This is a genomic window from Phaeobacter sp. A36a-5a (genome assembly GCF_037911135.1).
In the GTDB taxonomy this organism is placed as follows: domain Bacteria; phylum Pseudomonadota; class Alphaproteobacteria; order Rhodobacterales; family Rhodobacteraceae; genus Phaeobacter; species Phaeobacter bryozoorum.
In genome coordinates this window covers 246886-264253 of the sequence record NZ_JBBLYU010000001.1, presented here as the reverse complement: position 1 = coordinate 264253, position 17368 = coordinate 246886, and the positions used below count along the sequence as shown (strand labels likewise).

Genomic DNA, 17368 nt, shown 5'->3' with positions numbered 1-17368 from the left:
TGATGCGCAATGTCGCGGCGCTGGTGTTGGATCGCCGGAGCCAAGGTGCCGCTCAGCGGCGTGGCGCACCGGCGGCTTCACAGAATGCACGAATGCGGGCCGGATCCTTCACGCCAACCGTGCTCTCTGCACCGGAGGCCACATCGACCTGACGCGCGCCGGTGACCCGGATCGCCTCGGCGACATTCTCAGGCGTCAAGCCGCCTGCCAGCATCCAGGGCCGCCGCCAGTATTTCTTGCGCGCCAGCAGACCCCAGTCAAAGATGACCCCATTGCCGCCGGGAAGAACGGCCCCCTTCGGCGCCTTGGCATCGACGAGAATCTGGTCCGCAACGGATTCGTAGACTTCGATCCCCTGGATATCCTCAGCATTCGAGACTCCTAGAACCTTCATCACCGGCAGGCCGTAGCGTGCTTTGACCTGCGCAACCCGCTCCGGCGTTTCCTGCCCGTGCAACTGAATCATGTCCAATGGTACAACACTGGTGATTTCATCCAGCAGGGCGTCATCCGGATTGACCACCAACGCGACCTTGCACAAGCCCATCGGCGCCTCAACAGCAAGTACTGCCGCCTCCTGCGGGGTAACAGACCGGGGGGATTTCGGAAAGAAGTTGAAACCAATATAGGCGGCGCCCGCCTCAGCCGCAGCCGCGATGTCGCCCGGCGTTTTCAGCCCACAGATCTTGACCCGAATGTCCATGGGGCGTCAGCTCGCTTCGTCGAGAATAGCGAGGACCTCGTCCTTGCCCTCGTGTTTCTGCTTCTTCAGGCGATTGACCTCGCGCGAGAGCTTCTTCGCCTCGCGAGCCTTCAGATCTGCTTCGCGGCGATGTTTGTGTTCACGCAGCCATTCGATGATGAAGCCGATGATCAATCCAACCGCAATGCCACCCAGAACCACCACAAACAGCGGCAACGTGATCTGAAAATTATATCCCAGAAGTTCGGCAAAAGCCGTGGGCATCAGTTTGAGTTCAACCAGCCCCCGATTCGCCAAAGAAACAGAGATAAGAGCGATAGCAATCACCCCAAGATAGGCATAGCGAATATAGCGCATCAGGCTTTTCCGTTCAGGCGATCCCTCAAGAGTTTACCTGTCTTGAAGAACGGCACGTGTTTTTCTTCAACATGGACCGTTTCGCCGGTACGGGGATTGCGACCAACCCGCGCATCCCGCTGTTTCACCGAAAAGGCGCCAAAGCCCCGCAGCTCCACACGATCACCGCGCGCCATTGCGTCGGTCACCTCTTCGAACACGGTATTCACGATCCGCTCCACATCACGCTGATACAGGTGCGGGTTTTCGTCTGCAATCTTCTGGATCAATTCCGAGCGGATCATCTCTCGGCCCTCCCAAGCCAAGCTAGGCACAGTTTCTATCCACCGACTATAGGTACAAAACCTCAAACCGGGAACAGTGGATACGGGCCTGCCCCGCAAATAAGTCAGCGTTTGCCTATCATTAGGCTCGTTCAGGCGGCTTTCACCCACAAAGCAGAGATGGGGCACGCCGGATTCATCTGCAAGGGTGGGGACAGATTTTGTGATTCGCAGTCAGGCCCGGCGGTGTTTTCCCCCCGCCTGCCGCCACGGGAGAGACGATTGGCCTGCGACAAAAAGAAACGGCCCCACCCAACAGGGCAGGACCGTTCATACTCGTCAGCCTAGGCTGGCTGCTGAAATCAGTCGCCTGTTTTCAGCGCTGCGCCGAGGATATCGCCCAGCGATGCGCCGGAATCCGAGGAGCCGTACTGTTCGACAGCTTCTTTTTCTTCCGCGATTTCGCGTGCTTTGATCGACAGGCCCAGACGGCGGGTCTTGCTGTCCACGTTGGTCACGCGCACATCAACCTTGTCACCAACCGAGAAGCGCTCAGGGCGCTGTTCGGCACGGTCACGCGACAGATCGGAGCGGCGGATGAAGGACTTCATGCCTTCGTATTCCACTTCGATGCCGCCTTCTTCGATGGCGGTGACGTTCACGGTCACGATGGAGCCGCGCTTCACGCCGCCCACGGCTTCTGCGAACTTGTCGCCGCCCAGGGCTTTGATCGACAGCGAGATACGCTCTTTCTCGACATCCACTTCGGAAACAACGGCCGAAACCATGTCGCCTTTGCGGTAGTTCTGAATCGCGTCTTCGCCGCGCTCGTCCCAGCTGAGGTCGGAGAGGTGAACCATGCCGTCGATGTCGCCGTCGAGGCCAATGAACAGACCGAATTCGGTGATGTTCTTGACTTCGCCTTCGACCTGGGTGCCCTCCGGGTGAGTCTCAGCAAAGACTTCCCACGGGTTGCGCATGGTCTGCTTGAGGCCCAGAGACACGCGGCGCTTGGCACCGTCGATTTCCAGAACCATGACGTCGACTTCCTGGGAAGTTGAGACGATCTTGCCCGGGTGGACGTTCTTCTTGGTCCAGGACATCTCGGAGACGTGAACCAGACCTTCGACACCCGGCTCCAGCTCAACAAATGCACCGTAATCGGTGATGTTGGTGACGCGACCCTTGTGCACGGAGGACAGCGGGTACTTGGCGCCAACCAGATCCCACGGATCTTCCTGCAGCTGCTTCATGCCGAGGCTGATGCGGTGGGTGTCTTTGTTGATCTTGATGACCTGAACCTTGACGGTTTCGCCGATCGACAGGATCTCGGAGGGGTGGTTCACACGGCGCCATGCCATGTCGGTGACGTGCAGCAGGCCGTCAACGCCGCCCAGGTCAACAAACGCACCGTATTCGGTGATGTTCTTGACGACACCGTCCACTGCCTGGCCTTCGGACAGGTTGCCGATAACTTCGGCGCGCTGCTCGGCGCGGGACTCTTCGAGGATCGCACGGCGGGACACAACGATGTTGCCACGACGACGATCCATCTTCAGGATCTGGAACGGCTGCTTCAGACCCATCAGCGGGCCAGCGTCGCGCACGGGGCGCACGTCAACCTGCGAACCGGGCAGGAATGCAACTGCGCCGCCCAGATCGACGGTGAAGCCGCCTTTGACACGACCGAAGATCGCACCTTCGACGCGCTGGTCGTCTGCGTATGCTTTTTCCAGGCGATCCCATGCTTCTTCGCGGCGGGCCATCTCGCGGGAGATAACTGCTTCGCCACGGGCGTTCTCAGCAGCGCGCAGGAAGACTTCTACTTCGTCGCCAACAGAGATTTCGGGAGCTTCGCCAGGGTTTGCGAATTCTTTAAGCTCAACGCGGCCTTCCATTTTGTAGCCGACGTCGATGATGGCCTGGCCCGCTTCGATTGCGATGACCTTGCCTTTTACGACAGACCCTTCTTCGGGTGTGTCCATTTCGAAGCTTTCGTTCAGGAGGGCTTCGAATTCCTCCATCGATGTGTCTTGAGCCATGTGGTCTCAGGTTTCCTTTACAAATCGGTTTTATCTGGCCGGGCGGTTGTCTCCGCCGGTCTTGAAGATTGGTCCGTATGAGGCGCAGCACATGCCGGTCTGATCAGACAAACACAAAGGGCCGAGGTATGCCCCGACCCTGCTCAGAATGCCGCCCGTGCGTTAACCGCCTCTATAGTGACAGCGCGCTTAGTATGCGGATTCCCCCTTCGGCGCAAGGGAAACCGTCATAAATCTCCGCAAAGGACGGGCCGGCACACCGACAATAACCGCTGGAACGAGCAAAAACACGCGAGGTTTCGCTCTGCCATGGGACGCAACAGCGGCTTATCGCCGTGACATGGCTATCTGATCTGCCCTGCAAACTGCGGATTAGGGATTGCCAACGGCCGCTAGCGGCGTGCCTCAATGGCTGCAATGGCCATCGCCACAGCTTCCTCGATGCTCAACGCGCTGGTGTCCAGGATCACCGCATCGCTGGCAGGTTTCAGAGGCGACTCGGAACGGTTTGTGTCGCGTGCATCGCGGGCCTTCACATCTTCCAGCACCTCGGCAAAGCTGGTGGGGTTTCCAGCAGCCATCAGCTCCTGCAAACGTCGCTGCGCGCGCACTTCGGCGCTTGCCGTCACGAAAAGCTTTGCCTGCGCACGCGGGCAGATCACGGTGCCGATGTCCCGCCCGTCCAGCACCGCGCCGCCAGCCCGACGGGCAAAGGCGCGTTGAAAATCGACCAAGGCCGCGCGCACTTCAGGGATCACAGCAACCTTTGAGGCGGCCTGGGCCACCTGTGCCGTACGCAGTTCAGGGCGCTCAAGATCCTCAGGCAGCAGCGCAAGCGCGGCCTCAATCGGCTTATCACCTGCGAGCATCCGCGCGCCAACGGCACGATAGAGCAGCCCGGTGTCCAGGTGACCAAAGCCGAAATGAGCCGCAACCGCCCGCGATATCGTGCCCTTACCCGCAGCAGCGGGGCCATCAACTGCGACCGTGAAGCTCATGACGGTGTCTCTAGCCGTGCCCCCAAACCGGTCATCAGGGACGTGAAAATCGGAAAGGAGGTGGCAATTGGCGTGCCATCGTCAACCGTCACCGGTTTCTGCGCTCCCATGCCCATGACCATGAAGGACATTGCAATGCGGTGATCGAGAAAACTCTCGCAGGTGCCGCCACCGGGCACACCTTCCGGACCGAGACCAGAGACCGCCCACCAGTCGTCGCCCTCCTCGACCATCACTCCGTTGGCCCGCAGGCCACGGGCCATCGCGTCGATCCTGTCGCTTTCCTTGACGCGCAGCTCCTTCACACCGGTCATCATCGTTTTGCCGGTGGCAAAAGACGCCACCACAGACAGAACCGGATATTCGTCGATCATCGAGGCGGCGCGTTCTGGCGGAACATCAATCCCCTTCATTTCGGGCGAATAGCGTGCGCGCAGGTCGGCCACCGGCTCCCCACCCTCTTCGCGCATGTTTTCAAAGGTGAGATCCGCGCCCATATCCTGAAGCGTGTAGAACAGCCCCGCCCGCGTCGGATTCAGGCCGATACCGGGGACCAGCACATCAGATCCGGGAGTGATCAACGCAGCACATACCGGGAAGGCCGCGCTGGAAGGATCACGCGGCACCGCAATGACCTGCGGCTTCAATTCGGGCTGTCCTGTCAGCGTGATAACGCGCCCCTCATCGGTATCCTCGACAGTGATTTCGGCGCCGAAGCCTGCCAGCATGCGCTCAGAGTGGTCGCGGGTCGCCTCTTTCTCGATCACCACCGTCTTTCCGGGTGCGTTCAGACCGGCCAGCAAGACTGCGGATTTCACCTGCGCCGAGGGAACTGGAACGGTATAGCGCACGGGGGTTGGATCCGCGGCACCGACAATCGTCATCGGCAGACGTCCGCCCGAGCGGCCAACAGACTGCGCACCAAACAGGGCCAGCGGATCGGTCACCCGCGCCATAGGCCGCTTGTTGAGGCTGGCATCGCCGGTAAATGTCACTGTGATGGGAGAGGTCGCCATAACCCCCATGATCAGGCGTACGCCCGTACCGGAGTTGCCGCAGTCGATCACCTGATCCGGCTCGGCCAGACCACCGACGCCGACGCCATGCACCGACCAGTTTCCGCCACCATGGTTGATGACCTCCGCCCCCATCGCCTGCATCGCCTTGGCTGTATCCAGGACATCCTCACCTTCCAGCAAGCCCGAAATCTTGGTCTCGCCAACGGCCAGCGCCCCAAGGATCAGCGAGCGATGCGAAATCGACTTGTCGCCTGGAACCTCAGCGATGCCGGTCAGCGGATCGGCGCGGTGCGAGGTCATCGGGATGGGCGTACCGTGTCCGGACATGAGGAACCTTTCGAAATGCTAGCGTTCACAATTGGACCTACCCAATCGCTCGGTTTCGGTCCAGCGTGTTTTCCCGCTGCCGCCATTCCCGGCAGAATATCGTGTTCGTCGAGCGGGCCGAATGAGATCAGAGGCGACGAAAGGTCATATAGTGGGGCGTACGGCCTTCGCGCAGGGCCTTTTGCTCATAGCGGGTCGAGATCCAGTCATCCCAGGCCACGCGCCAGTCATCCGGCCCCTCTGCCAGCCACTCGAATCCGGCCTGCGGCACCTCTTCCATGGTTTGGCGGACATAATCGGGGATATCGGTTGCCACCCGGAAGATCGCGCCCGGTTTCAGGCATTTTGCCAGCGGCTCGAGATGCTCTTGGGTCACGAAACGGCGACGGTGATGGCGGGCCTTAGGCCAGGGGTCGGGGTAGAGCAAAAAGGCACGGGAGATCGACTGTTCCGGCAGAACATCCATCAGGTCGCGTGCATCGCCGTGATGGACCTTTATATTGTCCACCCCCGCGCGGCGGATCTTGCCCAAGAGCATAGCGACACCGTTGATATAGGGTTCTGCGCCGATGATCCCGACATCCGGGTTCGACTTCGCCTGATGCACCAGATGTTCGCCGCCGCCGAAACCAACTTCCAGCCAGACATCGCGCCCTCCGAACATCGCCGCCAGATCAAGATCGGAGCGATCGGGGTTCACGTCCCAGCCAACAGCGCCCGGGCTGAGTGAGGCGAGATCTTCGTCGATGTAGCGCTGCTGGCTGTCTTTCAGCTGCTTGCCTTTGAGCCGCCCGTAAAAGTTCCGCCAGGGCGCACCGCTCTGATGTTTGTCAACCGCATTGGGCCGGCTGTCGCCAGTAGGCGCCTGGGTGGGTTTGCTGTCATCAGACATCGGGAGACTTTCCTATCGCGCGTTCAAAACCTGGCCGCCCCTCTGCCCCATGCTTGCGTCTGGGTCAAGTCAGCCGGCAATAGATGCTGTTCGGGGCAGGCCCTATCAAGGCTTCTCGCGCAGCACCCCGGCCGCCATCAGCCGCAACCGGGTCGGGTACCAGACGTCCTCGGGCTCGGTCTTCAACGTTTCGATCGCAAAGGCCGGATCAACACCGCGCTGCATCATATACTTCAGATGCCGAAAGACCTCCGACTGCGTGTCGCGATAGATCCAGGTGCCGAACTCAAAGGGCGTCGCCCAGTTCTCATCCTTGCGCCACAGGCGATAATAGCTCTGCACCGCTTTGGGCGCCCAATCACGCTGATGAAAGCCGATCTTTGATCCCAGCGTCATCTGGCGACGATCACCGGCCAGAAAGATATCGACGCAGGCGCTGATACATTCGCCGACCACCCAGGTGTCAAGCGCGTGGCCCTGAACGATGTCGGCAATCGTCTCACCTGCGTAGACGCTGCCGCCGCCGCTATTGAGCTGCAGCCGTGTTATGGCCGGGTTCGCATCAAGGATTTCACGGAAGGGTTCGATATCATCATCCGTAATCTCACCGGCTGTCTCCTGAGATGTGCCATCCCCGTTGTCAGCAAACTGGGCGTCGGTGTCATAGATCAGCGTATTGCCGTCTATCTTGAACTTCGCGGGCAGCGTCTCGCGGGCCATGGCGGGGCCAAGCCCGGTGAGGCCAACAGACATCAGAGCGACAAGTCCAAGCAAGCCGCATCGCGCAGCCCTGACAGGGGCGCGTTGAGAAAATAACAGAACATGACGAAGACAGGGCAAACGCAATTCCATGTAGATCCGGGTTCACAGCTATATTGCCAGCAAAGCGCCCGATCTTCCACGTCTTTTGCCAAGGCCGTTATGAGCGGCTACGGCCGGATGAAAAAAGGCGGGGACTTCCCCGCCTTTGTCGTATTTGTCTCATCGCCTAATGGCGTCAGATCGCTTTTGTCAGCGCGTCGACCAGATCGGTGCGCTCCCAGCTGAACCCGCCATCTGTGTCAGGCTCACGGCCAAAATGCCCATAAGCCGCTGTTCGCTCGTAGATCGGTTTGTTCAAGCCGAGGTGATGACGAATGCCACGAGGCGTGAGGTCCATTATCTGATCAATGGCCGCCTCGATCCGGGCCGCATCAACATCGCCGGTGCCGTGGGTATCCGCATAGATCGACAGCGGCTTGGCCACGCCGATCGCATAGGACAACTGGATTGTACATTTATCGGCGAGGCCCGCAGCGACGACGTTCTTGGCCAGATAGCGCGCGGCATAGGCGGCCGAACGGTCGACCTTGGTCGGATCCTTGCCGGAAAACGCGCCGCCGCCATGAGGCGCCGCACCACCGTAGGTATCCACGATAATCTTGCGACCGGTCAGCCCCGCATCCCCATCCGGTCCGCCGATGACGAATTTTCCCGTCGGGTTGACGTGCCATACCGTCTCATCCGTCAGCCAGCCATCCGGCAGGGTTTCGCGGATATAAGGCTCGACGATGGCACGGATATCGTTGGAGGTCAGCGTTTCATCGAGATGCTGTGTCGACAGAACCAATGAGCTGACGCGTGTGGGTTTGCCGTTTTCATAGACCACCGACAGCTGCGATTTTGCGTCCGGGCCAAGCGTCGGCTCGGAGCCATTCTTGCGCACTTCCGCAAGCCGGCGCAGGATCGCATGGCTGTACTGGATCGGGGCCGGCATCAGCGCTGGGGTCTCATTCGTGGCAAAGCCAAACATGATGCCTTGATCGCCGGCACCCTCTTCCTTGTCGGCGGCCGCATCAACACCCTGTGCGATATGGGCAGACTGCTCGTGCAGCAGATTGGTGATTTCGACGGTTTCGTGGTGAAACTTGTCCTGCTCGTAGCCGATGTCTTTGATACAGGCGCGGGCGATTTCGTCGATCCGGCCCATGTAGTCGTGCAGTTTGTCCTGATCCGACAAACCCACTTCCCCCCCGATCACCACGCGATTGGTGGTAGCAAAGGTTTCGGCCGCAACGCGGGCCTCAGGCTCTTCGCTCAGAAAGGCGTCAAGAACAGCGTCCGAGATACGGTCACAGACCTTATCCGGATGGCCCTCGGAAACCGATTCCGAGGTGAAGGTGTAGTTCGTGCGGGTCATGAAAGGTGCTCCGTTGGGTTTAGCCTGCCACGCCAGGAAGCCGTTGTGGCAGTAATCGATCCGCAGTACGCGGGGAGACGTGTGTCGTCAATCTATAAAGCCGAGAGGTTAAGCAGCTATGACCCGCGCGCAACTGTGGTTCTGCGTCGCAGCGCCAACCCGCCGAGGAGGATGCAGCCGAGAAACACTGGCAGGTCACCGGTCCGCGAATAGAGCGTAGGCGGCAGCGGCGCAGGCAGGGCTGCGTCCAGATAGCCGGCCTCCCCCAAAGGCAGCGCATCCAGGACGCGGCCATGTGGATCAATCATTGCCGAGATGCCGGTATTGGCAACCCGCACCATGGGCAGCCCCTGCTCAATAGCACGCATCCGCGCCTGGACCAGATGCTGATACGGACCGGAATAGGTGCCAAACCAGGCATCATTGGTGATCTGAATCAGCAGATCAGCCCGGTCCGGTGCCCCGTTCACATCCTGTGGGAAAACCGCTTCGTAGCAGATCAGTGGCAGCGCTTTGCCGACCGGCAGATCCAACAGCCGCGGTCCCGGCCCCGGTGCGTAACCTGCCCCGGTCTGAGAGGCGAACCCATGGACGCCAAAACGCGCCATCAGATTGCCAGCTGGAATATACTCACCAAAGGGAACCAGATGCGCCTTGTCGTAGATCTGGCCAACGTTACCATCGCCATCCAGCACGATTGCTGAATTGTAATAGCGGCCCTCGTCCCGGCGCTGGATGCCCAGCAGAACTGGAGTGGTTCCAGCCGCATCCGCAATCTCGCTCAACACGTCATCCGCATAATTCAGCATCAACGGAACGGCTGTTTCAGGCCAGACAATCAGATCGACCGGCTGTCCGCTGCGAGCTGGCGCGCGCGAATAGTCCAGCTGGCGATCAACAAACGACCAGCGCAGATCCGGGTGCCATTTCTCGTCCTGCGGCGCATTGGGCTGAACGAGACGAATAATCTTACCCGTCAGCATGGCAGAGGGCTGCTGCGGCATCAGCAGGATAGCCCCACCGACAAGCAGCAGGGGCAGCAGCGCAACGACCGGACGACGCGATATCAGCCCTAGCGGTACAGTCGCGACGAGGGTGAAGAAGGCTAGACCATGTGGCCCGATCCAGGGCAGCAGCCCTGCGGCAGGCGTATCAATCCAGAATTGCCCGAACGCTGCCCAGGGCAGCCCAGTGAGGACATAGGCCCGCGCAAACTCGGCAAGCGACAGCGCGGCAATCAGCAGGACGATCCGGTGGCCACCGCGCCTGAGCCGAACAGCCAAACCGAACGCCAGGGCCCAAAACAGCGCCAATCCGGCGGCAAGACCGACGACGGCAAAGGGCGCCATCCAGGCGTAGCGTTCTGCATCAATCTGAAACGGCTCGTAGATCCAGATCATGCCGACGGAAAAATAGGCCGTCCCCAGAAGCCAGCCGAAAAGTGCGCCCTGCCGGGAGGTCGAAAGCTGAAGCAGTTGATATCCCACTGCGCCCAGGCAGAACGGAGCCAGCCAGAGCATATGGAACGGTGCAAGCGCGAAGGCCAGAAGACCACCCGCAGCAACCGCCGTCACCAATGGCAGAATGACCGGCCGCAGCCCGACATACCGCCGGACCGCAGCAATCATCCCGAACAATCGGGCAACCGCACCCGCAGGCGTTTGATCCGGCGCGGGTCGGCGTCCATAACCTCGAACTCAGGCCCGTCGGGATGCTGGATGACCTCACCCCGTGCAGGGACGCGTCCTGACAGCATGAAGACCAGACCGCCAAGGGAATCGATCTCCTCGCCGTCGACGTCATCGTGACTGGTCAGCGACCGACCGATTTCATTCTCGAACTCATCCAGCGGGGTACGTGCCTGCGCGACATAACAGCCCTGTTTCTCACGGAACCAGGTCTGATCTTCGCCCGCGTCATGTTCGTCCTCAATTTCGCCGACAACCTGCTCGATCAGGTCTTCGATGGTCAGCAAACCATCAACGCCGCCATATTCATCAATCACCAACGCCATGTGGCGACGCTCTGCCTGCATTTTTGTCAGCAGAACGCCAATCGTCATGGACGGCGGGACAAACAGCAAAGGACGCACCATAGCGTCCAGCGCGAAATCGGCATCGGTGCCGTTGAAACCGTGCATCAGGGCAAAGTCCTTGAGGTGGACAAAGCCGATGGGTGTATCCAGCGTGCCCTCGTAGACGGGGATGCGGGTAAAACCGCTTTCGCGGAAGACCTGAACAAGTTCATCTTTCGGAGTCGAGGCCGGGATTGCCACGATTTCCGCTGCGGGAATGGCAACGTCCTCGACCCGCAAACGCCGCAGATTGATCATCCCGTGCGGCTGGTTCGCCAGGCGTGTTTCCGGTCCGGAATCCACGTCTTCCTCGCTTTCGGTCGGAGTAAAGGAGCTGAAAATACGCCCCAGAAACCCCGTCGATTGTCCAGCCGCTGCGGTGTCGCCAGCGCTGTCCTTGTTCTCCAGCGCGCCCTGCGCTGCGTTAGAACTTCCGTCTATATCGTCCATCGTTCCTATCCGATACGCCCGTGATTGGGGCTGTCATCCAATGTATATGGGTCATCGATACCCATTTTGCCAAGTATCTCCACCTCAAGACCTTCCATCAAAGTGGCGTCCGGGTCACGAATGTGATCGTAACCCAAAAGATGCAACACTCCGTGAACGATCAGATGACGCAAATGGTCGGCCAATGGCTTGCCAGCGGCCTCGGCCTCGCCTGCGCAGGTCTCATAGGCAATCGCAATGTCGCCGAGCGGTATTTCGCCGGTAAAATCCGCCTCGGGTCGCAGCGGATCACCCCCCGGTTCCTCGGCGGCAAGTTCCTCAGCTGGCCAGCTGAGCACATTTGTCGGCTTGGCCTTCTGACGGAACTCAGTGTTCAATTCCATGATCCGCGCATCATTGCAGGCCAGCAGGGATAGTTCGCAGTCTTCCGGATCGAGATTGAAATGCGACAGCACCGCATCAACGGCCTGCTCGGCATGCGCTGACAAGCCGATGTCCTGCCAGCGAGCGTCTTCAATGGAGATGTCGAGAGTCATAGTCCAGTCTCAATGCCAAGGCAGCCCGTTCCGACAGGTCCGGGAGGGCGTTTCTTGGGTGGTTTTCCATGAAGGCCCCAACCCAATATGAATTTGCATCCCCCTCGTTCAGCAACCGAAGGCTGGTTCAGGCGGATTTCTCATCCGCCTCATAGGCCTCGATGATGGCCGCCACAAGCGGATGTCGCACCACGTCACGTGATGTGAAGTAGTTAAAGCTCACCTTGGGGATTTTGCTCAGCAGACGTTCCGCATCCGCCAGCCCCGACGCCACGCCGCGCGGCAGGTCAACTTGGCTGCGGTCGCCGGTGATGACCATGCGCGATCCCTCACCTAAACGTGTCAGGAACATCTTCATCTGCATGGTGGTGGCATTCTGCGCCTCATCCAGCACCACAAAAGCATTGGATAGCGTACGCCCCCGCATAAAGGCCAGCGGCGCGATCTCGATCTGTTTTTCTTCCAGCAGCTTCGCCAACTGTTTGCCGGGTAGGAAATCATTCAGCGCGTCATAGAGCGGCTGCATATAGGGATCGACCTTATCTTTCATGTCGCCGGGCAGATAGCCGAGCTTCTCGCCCGCCTCCACCGCAGGGCGGCTGAGGATGATCTTGTCGACATGCCCGGTAATGAACATGCTCACGCCAACAGCAACAGCAAGATAGGTTTTGCCGGTGCCAGCCGGACCGATCCCAAAGGCAAGCTCATGTTCGAACAGCGACTGGACATAGGCTTTCTGAGCGTCGGTACGTGGCTCGACGAGTTTCTTACGCGTCTTGATCTCAACCTTGCCGCCCCGGAACATCTCCAGCTGGCTGCCGGGGTCGGCGACCTGCTCCTGTCCCATCCGCAATTCACGGTCAATATCGCCGGCCTCAACACTGCGGCCGGTTTCCAACCGGTCATATAGCGCTGCCAGAACCGCCGCGGCCTGATCGCGCGCAGCTTCTTCGCCCAGCACCGAAAGCTGGTTGCCGCGCCGGACAATCTGAACACCAAGCGTCTGCTCGAGCATCGCGAGATTGCGGTCGTATTCACCGCACAGATCAATCAGCAGTCGGTTATCAGGAAATTCGAGCAGCGCCTCATGTGAGGAATCCTGCTCATGCGATGGGGTCAAAGTGCCAATGGCCAATCCGGTCTCCTGTCTTTGACGTTGCTCTTTCAGTGTGCCTCTCCGGTCGCCCCGGCGCAAGCTACGCGTCGGCAATTTCACGCGATTGAAACAAAATGGCCGCCCGAAAAGGACGGCCAATAGGCAGTTGTTTGCAGTGGTAACGAAATCCCGTCAAATCGGGTCCTCGATGCTGGACCCGGATTTGAACGGACCAACCGCCGTATTCGGAGGGGCGACGCCGGAACAGACCGGGCGGCCATCCGGCGCCAGCCGTTGCGACAGGTAACCTTCGACCCCGTCGTCAATGATCCAATGATCGCAGCCGGTCGGATCAACCCAAATCCCCGCCTTCAGCTGAGACAGATCCTTGCTGTCAAAACCACGATCCACGGTTTTGTCGACCTTGTCGCCACAGGCAGACAGACCGATCGCCAAGGACGCAAGAAGCGCTGTTCTGGTGAATGACATAACGATGCTCCTCAGCGCAGGCAGATAATTTCGACGCGACGGTTCTGCGCCATATTCACGGCCGAGTCGTTCGGCACGCGCGGATCACGCTCGCCATAGCCCCGCGCCTCAAGGATGCGGGCGCCAACCGATTGGCCGACTTTTGCGACCGCATCGGCACGGCGCTGAGACAGCCGCATGTTATATTCATCTGATGCGCGACTGTCGGTATGGCCCGTGATGATGAAGGATCGGGCATTCGCGGACTGGAAAAACTCGCGCAGGCGCTGTTGCCCGGCGGCGCTGATGTGATGCCTGTTGGTGGCAAAGAACTGATCGCTGGGCATCACGCCGCAGATATTGCCCCGACGGCAAACCGGTTTCCCGTCTCGCGTGACATGGGGTGTCATAAAGCCTTCGGCGCCATCGTCCATCACCCAATGCTCGCAACCGTCGGGATCAACCCAGATGGTTGGAATATAGCTTTGACCGATCACACCGGCGTCCTGCGCCAGCAAAGCGCCCACATTCAAGCCGACAGTCGCGACAACGGTGGCCACGAGTCCGCAGAGTTGTTTCCTCATTGGTTTCAACACACCCAATATCCCCCTTACACCAGTCATTCGCAGGCGTCATTCTTGCGGCCACGCAGGCTTTGTGCGGGCCGTTACCGTGATATTCGCAGGTATAGAACGCAAATTGCAATCATTTGCTTAAGGAAATCAGAAGTTTCACGACGCCATGTCGCGCTGGGGGCGCTATCGGCTGCGCGACCGCCCCCGCCCATGATCAATCGATCAGAGCGCCCGCCAGCGAGTTGGCCCCAGAGGACAGGATCCGCACGCGGGCAAGATCACCGATGGCGCGATCACAATCCGCAACATGCACCGCATGCAGGTAATCGGATTTGCCAACCATCTGGCCCGCGAAGCGGCCCGCCTTTTCAAACAGAACACCAACCTCGCGGCCAACCATGCTGTCCTGAACCTCGCGCTGTTGCTTGGTCAGCAGGGCCTGCAGGCGCTGAAGCCGGTCGTCAGCCGCAGCCGGGTCAACCTGGGGACGCTCGGCCGCCGGGGTGCCAGGCCGGGTGGAGTATTTGAAGGAATAGGCGGTGCCGTATTTCACCTCTTCCACCAGGTCCATGGTGGCCTGGAAATCCTCTTCGGTTTCTTCCGGGAAGCCAACAATGAAGTCGCCTGAGATCAGGATGTCTGGGCGCGCGGCGCGGATCCGCTCGATCAGGCGGATATACCTCTCGGCGGTATGTGCGCGGTTCATCCGCTTGAGGATCTTGTCGGAACCCGCCTGTACCGGCAGGTGCAGATAGGGCATCAGCTTGGCACAGGTGCCATGCGCCTCGATCAGGTCGTCCTGCATGTCATTCGGGTGCGAGGTGGTGAAGCGGATGCGCTCCAGCCCGTCGACCTTGTCCAGCTCCCAGATCAGCTGCGCCAGGGTCAGGTCGCCGTTGGCGCCAGCACCGTGATAAGCGTTCACGTTCTGGCCGAGGAGCGTGATTTCGCGCACGCCACGCTCCACCAATTCCTGAGCCTCGCGCAGGATGCGGTCCGCCGGGCGCGACACTTCGGCGCCGCGGGTGTAGGGCACCACGCAGAAGGCGCAGAACTTGTCGCAGCCCTCCTGCACGGTCAGAAACGCCGTCGGGCCGCGCTTGGCTTTGGGGCGGTTCTTCAGCTTCTCGAATTTGTCTTCCTCGGGGAAATCGGTGTCCAGCACCTTCTCCCCCTTGCGGGCCTTCGCTTCCATCTCCGGCAGCCGGTGATAACTCTGCGGGCCGACCACCAGATCGACCAGCGGCTGACGGCGCATGATCTCCTCGCCCTCGGCCTGGGCGACGCAGCCCGCGACGCCAATCTTCAGGTCCGGCTTCTGCGCTTTCAGCCCCTTGAAGCGCCCCAGTTCGGAATAGACCTTCTCCGCCGCCTTTTCCCGGATGTGGCAGGTGTTCAGCAGGATCATGTCGGCGTCATCCGGCGATTTGGTTTCAACGTAACCTTCGCCGCCCAGCGCCTCGGCCATGCGTTCACTGTCATAGACATTCATCTGACAGCCATAGGTCTTGATAAACAGCTTCTTCGGGGCGCTCATGGGGACAACCTTTTCACCGGAGGGTCGCAACAGCGGCGTGGCATAGCCGGAAACGGCTCTGCTTGCAATGGCGCGCGGATTACCCGACTTTAGCAGCAATCGCCAGACAGGGAAGTCGGCAGAGAACAGCAGGCAATCAGATATGATGCATTCATCACTCGAAGGGTTTCTTGGCGCCGGGGACAAGATCCTGACAACAGGGCCCGTCGCTCTGATCTTTGTCGAGGATAAGGTGGAGATTGCGACCACCCTGCGCCACCATCTTGATCTCGGCTTTACAACCGTTGTGGCCTTTATGCCGGACGCTTTTGACATCCCCTACGATCTGGAGACGCGCATCCACCGTGTGCCCTTTGACTGTAGCGCGCGTGAAGCGGTGATCGAGGCCATCAACAAGGTGATCGCGAGAGCCGCACCGGGTTGCTGGCTCTATTACTGCTACAATGCAGAGTACCTGTTCTACCCCTTCTGTGAGAGTCGCAATGTTGTCGAACTCTTGGGGTTTCATGGCGAAGAGCGGCGCGCGGCCATGCTGACCTATGTCGTTGATCTTTATGCCGCCGATCTGGACGCAGCACCAAACGGCGTATCGCTGGAAACCGCGCATCTGGATAAATCCGGCTACTATGCACAGGCTCGCATTGATCCACAGACCGGCCATCCGCTTGATCGCCAGCTGGATTTCTACGGCGGCATACGCTGGCGCTATGAAGAACATATCCCCGCAGCAAGCCGAAAGATCGACCGGATTTCGCTGTTCCGTGCAAAACCGGAACTACGGCTGTTTGAGGACCACCGGTTCAACGAACCGGAGTACAACACCTACGCCTGCCCCTGGCACCACAATCTGACCGCCGCGATTTGCTCTTTTCGCACCGCAAAGGCGTTGAAACGCAACCCGGGATCCTCCTTTGAGATCGACAGTTTTCGATGGCACAACTCGGCCCCCTTTGACTGGCATTCTCGTCAGCTGCTTGATCTGGGCCTGATGGAGCCGGGACAGTGGTTCTAGGCTCCGAGCGCCAATGCAGCGCGACCCTGTCATAGCTTAGCGCTGCAATAGAACGGGAAACCAATCCTCGCGGAGGGTCTGACCCGACACCATGTCATGACCCGGATAGGGCGGCGAGGTTGGGCCGGGGCGTTCAATATAGCGTGCGTCCTCCCCGACCAGACGCAACGAAAAGGCGCGGCGACGGGTTTCGCTGGTATTGGCGCGGGCGCCGTGCAGCGTCCGGTAATTAAAGGCGACGGCGTCACCTGGCTGCATCTCCCACTCCAGGATTGTCATCCCTTCGGCATCGGGATCCGGCACCGGCATGTACTGCCCCTCATCGGCAAAGAAGCCCTCCTCGGAGACCCAGCGCGTTGGCAACACCTCCTTCTCCCAGCGGTGCGAGCCTGCAACGCATCGCAGCGAGGCGTTCGTGACAGGATCGAGCGGCGACCAGAAGCTGATGGTCTGCTGTCCTTCGACGAAATAATAAGGCCCATCCTGATGCCAGGGCGTCGCCATGGAGGTGCCCGGCTCTTTCACCAGCACGTGGTCGTGGAACATCTGCACCCGTTTGGACTGCATCAGATCTGCGGCCACCTCCGCCACGGGCGATTGTTCGATTGCCTGCTGAAACTGAGGGATCCGGGTCCAATTGCAATAGTCATCAAAGAACCGCCCGGTCTGCCCGGGTTTTTCATTGTTGGAAGCATAGGGGCCGGGCTGCGCCATATTCGCCTCGACGCCGTCGCGCAGAATATCGACCTGATCGACGAAGAGACCGCGGATCAACACAACGCCATCGCGTTGGAAATCGTCAATATGGTCTCGGGTGATGAGGGGATGGGGCATCGATCA

Annotated in this window: 18 protein-coding genes and 1 riboswitch; of the genes, 1 reads left to right on the top strand and 17 read right to left on the bottom strand. The window is 59.9% G+C overall.

Annotated features, from left to right (window positions below; translation table 11 throughout):
- Nucleotides 1–52: 52 nt before the first annotated feature.
- The 16 genes from WLQ66_RS01265 to miaB form a co-directional block, all read right to left on the bottom strand.
- Complete coding sequence (locus tag WLQ66_RS01265) at nucleotides 53–703, bottom strand: phosphoribosylanthranilate isomerase (RefSeq protein ID WP_340544449.1); 651 nt, start codon at nucleotides 701–703, stop codon at nucleotides 53–55.
- Between the two features lie 6 nt (nucleotides 704–709).
- Nucleotides 710–1060, bottom strand: a complete 351-nt coding sequence (locus WLQ66_RS01260; RefSeq protein WP_340544448.1) for a lipopolysaccharide assembly protein LapA domain-containing protein — start codon at nucleotides 1058–1060, stop codon at nucleotides 710–712.
- Nucleotides 1060–1344: an integration host factor subunit beta gene (gene ihfB / locus WLQ66_RS01255; RefSeq protein ID WP_008560927.1), complete on the bottom strand. Its 285-nt coding sequence runs from the start codon at nucleotides 1342–1344 to the stop codon at nucleotides 1060–1062. The genes WLQ66_RS01260 and ihfB overlap by 1 nt, the downstream gene beginning before the upstream one ends.
- A 341-nt stretch (nucleotides 1345–1685) precedes the next feature.
- Nucleotides 1686–3365: a 30S ribosomal protein S1 gene (gene rpsA / locus WLQ66_RS01250; protein ID WP_340544437.1), complete on the bottom strand. Its 1680-nt coding sequence runs from the start codon at nucleotides 3363–3365 to the stop codon at nucleotides 1686–1688.
- Nucleotides 3366–3757: 392 nt separating this feature from the next.
- A complete protein-coding gene (gene cmk / locus WLQ66_RS01245) occupies nucleotides 3758–4363 on the bottom strand; it encodes a (d)CMP kinase (protein ID WP_340544436.1) in 606 nt (201 codons plus the stop codon).
- Nucleotides 4360–5709 (bottom strand): 3-phosphoshikimate 1-carboxyvinyltransferase, encoded by a 1350-nt coding sequence (gene aroA, locus WLQ66_RS01240; protein WP_340544435.1) that lies wholly within the window; start codon nucleotides 5707–5709, stop codon nucleotides 4360–4362. Before aroA ends, cmk begins: the two co-directional genes overlap by 4 nt.
- Before the next feature lie 127 nt (nucleotides 5710–5836).
- On the bottom strand, nucleotides 5837–6601 hold the full coding sequence (gene trmB, locus WLQ66_RS01235) for a tRNA (guanine(46)-N(7))-methyltransferase TrmB (protein ID WP_340544433.1): 765 nt from the start codon (nucleotides 6599–6601) through the stop codon (nucleotides 5837–5839).
- A gap of 105 nt (nucleotides 6602–6706) precedes the next feature.
- Nucleotides 6707–7354, bottom strand: a complete 648-nt coding sequence (locus WLQ66_RS01230; protein WP_340544432.1) for a COG3904 family protein — start codon at nucleotides 7352–7354, stop codon at nucleotides 6707–6709.
- A 244-nt stretch (nucleotides 7355–7598) separates the two neighbouring features.
- Nucleotides 7599–8780: a methionine adenosyltransferase gene (gene metK / locus WLQ66_RS01225; protein ID WP_340544431.1), complete on the bottom strand. Its 1182-nt coding sequence runs from the start codon at nucleotides 8778–8780 to the stop codon at nucleotides 7599–7601.
- A gap of 6 nt (nucleotides 8781–8786) precedes the next feature.
- A riboswitch (SAM-SAH riboswitch) is annotated at nucleotides 8787–8835 on the bottom strand.
- 61 nt (nucleotides 8836–8896) lie between these two features.
- The gene (gene lnt / locus WLQ66_RS01220; protein WP_340544430.1) at nucleotides 8897–10408 is read right to left on the bottom strand and encodes an apolipoprotein N-acyltransferase; all 1512 of its coding nucleotides are present in this window, start codon (nucleotides 10406–10408) and stop codon (nucleotides 8897–8899) included.
- Entirely contained in the window at nucleotides 10405–11304 is a 900-nt protein-coding gene (locus tag WLQ66_RS01215) for a hemolysin family protein (RefSeq protein ID WP_340544429.1), read from the bottom strand. Before WLQ66_RS01215 ends, lnt begins: the two co-directional genes overlap by 4 nt.
- A gap of 5 nt (nucleotides 11305–11309) precedes the next feature.
- Entirely contained in the window at nucleotides 11310–11840 is a 531-nt protein-coding gene (gene ybeY, locus WLQ66_RS01210; protein WP_340544428.1) for an rRNA maturation RNase YbeY, read from the bottom strand.
- Nucleotides 11841–11967: 127 nt separating this feature from the next.
- Nucleotides 11968–12975, bottom strand: a complete 1008-nt coding sequence (locus WLQ66_RS01205) for a PhoH family protein (RefSeq protein ID WP_340544427.1) — start codon at nucleotides 12973–12975, stop codon at nucleotides 11968–11970.
- A gap of 153 nt (nucleotides 12976–13128) precedes the next feature.
- The gene (locus WLQ66_RS01200; RefSeq protein ID WP_340544426.1) at nucleotides 13129–13425 is read right to left on the bottom strand and encodes a hypothetical protein; all 297 of its coding nucleotides are present in this window, start codon (nucleotides 13423–13425) and stop codon (nucleotides 13129–13131) included.
- An 11-nt stretch (nucleotides 13426–13436) separates the two neighbouring features.
- Nucleotides 13437–13988 (bottom strand): OmpA family protein, encoded by a 552-nt coding sequence (locus WLQ66_RS01195; protein WP_340544425.1) that lies wholly within the window; start codon nucleotides 13986–13988, stop codon nucleotides 13437–13439.
- Between the two features lie 205 nt (nucleotides 13989–14193).
- A complete protein-coding gene (gene miaB / locus WLQ66_RS01190; protein ID WP_340544423.1) occupies nucleotides 14194–15516 on the bottom strand; it encodes a tRNA (N6-isopentenyl adenosine(37)-C2)-methylthiotransferase MiaB in 1323 nt (440 codons plus the stop codon).
- Nucleotides 15517–15658: 142 nt separating this feature from the next.
- Here miaB and WLQ66_RS01185 point away from each other — a divergent pair, with 142 nt between their 5' ends.
- Complete coding sequence (locus tag WLQ66_RS01185) at nucleotides 15659–16528, top strand: glycosyltransferase family protein (protein WP_340544422.1); 870 nt, start codon at nucleotides 15659–15661, stop codon at nucleotides 16526–16528.
- A gap of 36 nt (nucleotides 16529–16564) precedes the next feature.
- On the opposite strand, the gene WLQ66_RS01180 is transcribed toward WLQ66_RS01185, so the two are convergent.
- The gene (locus WLQ66_RS01180) at nucleotides 16565–17362 is read right to left on the bottom strand and encodes a phytanoyl-CoA dioxygenase family protein (RefSeq protein ID WP_340544421.1); all 798 of its coding nucleotides are present in this window, start codon (nucleotides 17360–17362) and stop codon (nucleotides 16565–16567) included.
- Nucleotides 17363–17368: the final 6 nt, after the last annotated feature.

Excerpts from the sequence above, each read along its gene's own strand:
- WLQ66_RS01260 (WP_340544448.1), bottom strand. The coding sequence starts at position 1,060 with ATGCGCTATATTCGCTATGCCTATCTTGGGGTGATTGCTATCGCTCTT.
- rpsA (WP_340544437.1), bottom strand. The coding sequence starts at position 3,365 with ATGGCTCAAGACACATCGATGGAGGAATTCGAAGCCCTCCTGAACGAA.
- ybeY (WP_340544428.1), bottom strand. The coding sequence starts at position 11,840 with ATGACTCTCGACATCTCCATTGAAGACGCTCGCTGGCAGGACATCGGC.
- WLQ66_RS01195 (WP_340544425.1), bottom strand. The coding sequence starts at position 13,988 with ATGAGGAAACAACTCTGCGGACTCGTGGCCACCGTTGTCGCGACTGTC.
- trmB (WP_340544433.1), bottom strand. The coding sequence starts at position 6,601 with ATGTCTGATGACAGCAAACCCACCCAGGCGCCTACTGGCGACAGCCGG.
- WLQ66_RS01265 (WP_340544449.1), bottom strand. The coding sequence starts at position 703 with ATGGACATTCGGGTCAAGATCTGTGGGCTGAAAACGCCGGGCGACATC.
- WLQ66_RS01185 (WP_340544422.1), top strand. The coding sequence starts at position 15,659 with ATGATGCATTCATCACTCGAAGGGTTTCTTGGCGCCGGGGACAAGATC.
- WLQ66_RS01180 (WP_340544421.1), bottom strand. The coding sequence starts at position 17,362 with ATGCCCCATCCCCTCATCACCCGAGACCATATTGACGATTTCCAACGC.
- WLQ66_RS01200 (WP_340544426.1), bottom strand. The coding sequence starts at position 13,425 with ATGTCATTCACCAGAACAGCGCTTCTTGCGTCCTTGGCGATCGGTCTG.
- aroA (WP_340544435.1), bottom strand. The coding sequence starts at position 5,709 with ATGTCCGGACACGGTACGCCCATCCCGATGACCTCGCACCGCGCCGAT.
- WLQ66_RS01215 (WP_340544429.1), bottom strand. The coding sequence starts at position 11,304 with ATGGACGATATAGACGGAAGTTCTAACGCAGCGCAGGGCGCGCTGGAG.
- miaB (WP_340544423.1), bottom strand. The coding sequence starts at position 15,516 with ATGAGCGCCCCGAAGAAGCTGTTTATCAAGACCTATGGCTGTCAGATG.
- ihfB (WP_008560927.1), bottom strand. The coding sequence starts at position 1,344 with ATGATCCGCTCGGAATTGATCCAGAAGATTGCAGACGAAAACCCGCAC.
- metK (WP_340544431.1), bottom strand. The coding sequence starts at position 8,780 with ATGACCCGCACGAACTACACCTTCACCTCGGAATCGGTTTCCGAGGGC.
- WLQ66_RS01230 (WP_340544432.1), bottom strand. The coding sequence starts at position 7,354 with ATGTCTGTTGGCCTCACCGGGCTTGGCCCCGCCATGGCCCGCGAGACG.
- lnt (WP_340544430.1), bottom strand. The coding sequence starts at position 10,408 with ATGATTGCTGCGGTCCGGCGGTATGTCGGGCTGCGGCCGGTCATTCTG.
- cmk (WP_340544436.1), bottom strand. The coding sequence starts at position 4,363 with ATGAGCTTCACGGTCGCAGTTGATGGCCCCGCTGCTGCGGGTAAGGGC.